At 35.7% G+C, this 2,552-nt stretch carries 4 protein-coding genes; all 4 read left to right on the forward strand.

From position 1 onward, the window contains the following. Window positions 1–260 precede the first annotated feature (260 nt). The 4 genes from BBROOKSOX_RS09980 to BBROOKSOX_RS09995 all read left to right on the forward strand — a co-directional run bounded on the left by BBROOKSOX_RS09980 (window position 261) and on the right by BBROOKSOX_RS09995 (window position 2,311). Window positions 261–467 (forward strand): hypothetical protein, encoded by a 207-nt coding sequence (locus tag BBROOKSOX_RS09980; protein WP_139661573.1) that lies wholly within the window; start codon window positions 261–263, stop codon window positions 465–467. 172 nt (window positions 468–639) lie between these two features. Next, window positions 640–963, forward strand: a complete 324-nt coding sequence (locus BBROOKSOX_RS09985) for a hypothetical protein (protein ID WP_139661576.1) — start codon at window positions 640–642, stop codon at window positions 961–963. A 99-nt stretch (window positions 964–1,062) separates the two neighbouring features. Beyond that, the gene (locus BBROOKSOX_RS09990) at window positions 1,063–1,890 is read left to right on the forward strand and encodes a hypothetical protein (protein WP_139661578.1); all 828 of its coding nucleotides are present in this window, start codon (window positions 1,063–1,065) and stop codon (window positions 1,888–1,890) included. A 22-nt stretch (window positions 1,891–1,912) separates the two neighbouring features. Further along, complete coding sequence (locus tag BBROOKSOX_RS09995; RefSeq protein ID WP_139661580.1) at window positions 1,913–2,311, forward strand: hypothetical protein; 399 nt, start codon at window positions 1,913–1,915, stop codon at window positions 2,309–2,311. Window positions 2,312–2,552: the final 241 nt, after the last annotated feature.

Below are 2,552 nucleotides of genomic sequence, written 5' to 3' on the forward strand. Positions count from 1 at the left end.
AAAATGGCTGGTAATAGCCACTATTTTTTTGTTTTGGCAAAAACTGGGTTTATTTTTTGTAAAATACCTAAGGTTTTTTGCGGTACTGGATAAAAAGCAGTTTTGTTGATTTAGATGGTTGGAAAAATGGGTGGTTTTGGTTTGTTTGGAGTGGTTTTTAAGGGGCGACTAATGAGTGGACGCATGGTCAGAAACAAGGTGTTCCTATTTCCATGAGCGAAAGAATGTTAGCAAAAAATGGAATACAAACATCAAGGAAAATGTTTTGGGCTAGTAGAGACTTAAGAGGCGATCCGTTTGCGTCAACAGCCTTAGATGTTGTTTATAATAGAGGTCTTGGTATGATTGAAAACGCTTCGTCGCTGATGAATAATGAACGATTAGGGGTAAATTTAATGGTTGATTATGTTAGATGGGTAGATAGAGATTACGCCGACATTAATCTGAATAATTGGAGGGGGTTTTGAGCACTGATCAAATAACTGATTGGCATGATTATAGTTTTAATAGGACGCCTTGGTCTACTTTCTATATAGGAAGGTTTTCCTCATCCTCAACTATCTGTGAACCTGCTTGTGATTCGTACAATCCAAAATGATAAGATATAAAACAGGGTTTATATATGGCATATTGTTCTCTATGTTGCCATCTATTTTTATGGCGATATCAGTTATTTTTGAAAAATCTCAATATAGTTTTGGTTTTGTTGTAGCTATATTGTTTTTTTGGTCGTTATTATCTATTTCTCTCTCTTCTATCATTATCGTTATATTTGGAATACCAGTAATAAAAATTTTAAACAAATTTAATTTAGTAAATAGTTATAATTTAGTTATTGCAGGAGGGTTGATAGGTTTGGCGTTATCAACTAATGTCCAAGCTAATGATATAAAGGTATTGCTTATAGTATCAGGATTGCTTGGAAGTTATGGTTTTTGGTATGGGGGAAAATCAAAAACATAGATTAAGTACACTGATCCAGATGGACATTTTCCCCTTGCTCTTATAGCGATAGTAATTACCAAATCCATTGCGGTAAATTTTGCAAGTATCTTTGTTCAGATGGTTATTGCTTACGCTGTGAGTTATGCAGTTACCTACATCGCAACAGGCAGCGCCAAAGCCGCCCAAGGCGCAGGACTGAGTGCTGCTTTATTTGTGGGTATCGGAGAACTAAGAGGAGGTAAAATGGGTGCTAATGGCAAAATGCAATACAACCCAGGTTGGGAATCAGGCTCTATGAAAACCTTAGCCGCTCATGGATTAGCAGGCGGTATCGTGCAAGACAGAATGGGCGGTAGTTTTGGTGCTGGTTTCTTATCAGGTTCACTTGGCTCTTATCTTAGTTCACCAGAACATTCAAAGAATATGTCTGAGATGATTGGCAATACTGCTAGAGATGCGGTTGTTGGTGGCACCATCTCGATGATTGGCGGTGGTAAATTCGCAAACGGGGCACAGACGGGGGCGTTTAGGTATTTGTTTAATGAGGGTATGTATCATGGCTCGAAAGTTACTGAGGATTATTGGCACTTTCTTAATCCTGGAGACATGGTAAAAAATAAAGATGGGCATTGGCAAATGCGAGATAATGCAGCAAGTTATGCAGCAGGTTTAGGGGGTTCAACTGCAACTCATAGTTGTACTAATTCGGGCATAACATATTGCCAAGTTGTGGCATCATTTTCTGGCTCAGGTAATACCAATACAACTTTAACTGTTGATAAAATCAACCAAACTACTGATTTGATTGGTAAATTTACTAATAAATTTGACAAATATTTTGCACACCCCGTTTATAAAGTTGGAAGTTATCTTACGAATTTTGGCTCAAGATATAATAATGCTTTGCAATATTGCCAAAGTACTTGTGATAAACAAAAATGGTAAATAGACCTTTACAGGTATGAAAATGGATATTAAGCATAGTGTAAAAAGCATATTAAATGGATTGCTTTATCTGTATGCGACTGTATTTGGTGTATTAATATTAACCATACTGTATTTAGAAGCATCTGGAGATGGATTAAGCTTTAGCGCAATTCGTCTACCAGTGTTAAATATTTTAAATTTGGTTTTAATGTTTCTTTACAGGGCTAATAAACTTCCAAAATGGACTTTATGGTTAAGTATTGTTTATTCAGTTTTATATCTGTATGACTTAATGAGTAATAGCATATTGCCAAATATTTATTCTATCGGGCTTTGGCAAATATCAGTGTTTTCTATTCCTTTTGTATTAAGTGCACTTTTGGTAATTTTTTATGCATTGAAAAAAAATAAAAGGACTGAAATGAAGTTCCCCCAATAAACTGAGGATATTGGGGACGCTACCCTTTTTTTAATTGGTATTTTATTTATCCCAGGATTAAATATTTATGCAGCAGGCTTCTTGTTAAGAATAGTTGGAGATATTAGGGACGCCTTGAGTTCAATTTACAAGTACAACACATTCCACAGAAAATGAAATAATTAGGGTCAGTGTGCAATTTATTAAACAATCCATCCAACCAGCCTGATGAAATCCGTAACCTAGAATATGAATATGACTT

The sequence above is a fragment of the bacterium endosymbiont of Bathymodiolus sp. 5 South genome, from assembly GCF_900128535.1.
Classification (GTDB): Bacteria; Pseudomonadota; Gammaproteobacteria; order PS1; family Pseudothioglobaceae; genus Thiodubiliella.

Bases quoted from the DNA above. Each gene is read 5' to 3' on its own strand.
- BBROOKSOX_RS09980 (WP_139661573.1), top strand. From the start codon at position 261: ATGTTTTGGGCTAGTAGAGACTTAAGAGGCGATCCGTTTGCGTCAACA.
- BBROOKSOX_RS09995 (WP_139661580.1), top strand. From the start codon at position 1,913: ATGGATATTAAGCATAGTGTAAAAAGCATATTAAATGGATTGCTTTAT.
- BBROOKSOX_RS09990 (WP_139661578.1), top strand. From the start codon at position 1,063: ATGGTTATTGCTTACGCTGTGAGTTATGCAGTTACCTACATCGCAACA.
- BBROOKSOX_RS09985 (WP_139661576.1), top strand. From the start codon at position 640: ATGTTGCCATCTATTTTTATGGCGATATCAGTTATTTTTGAAAAATCT.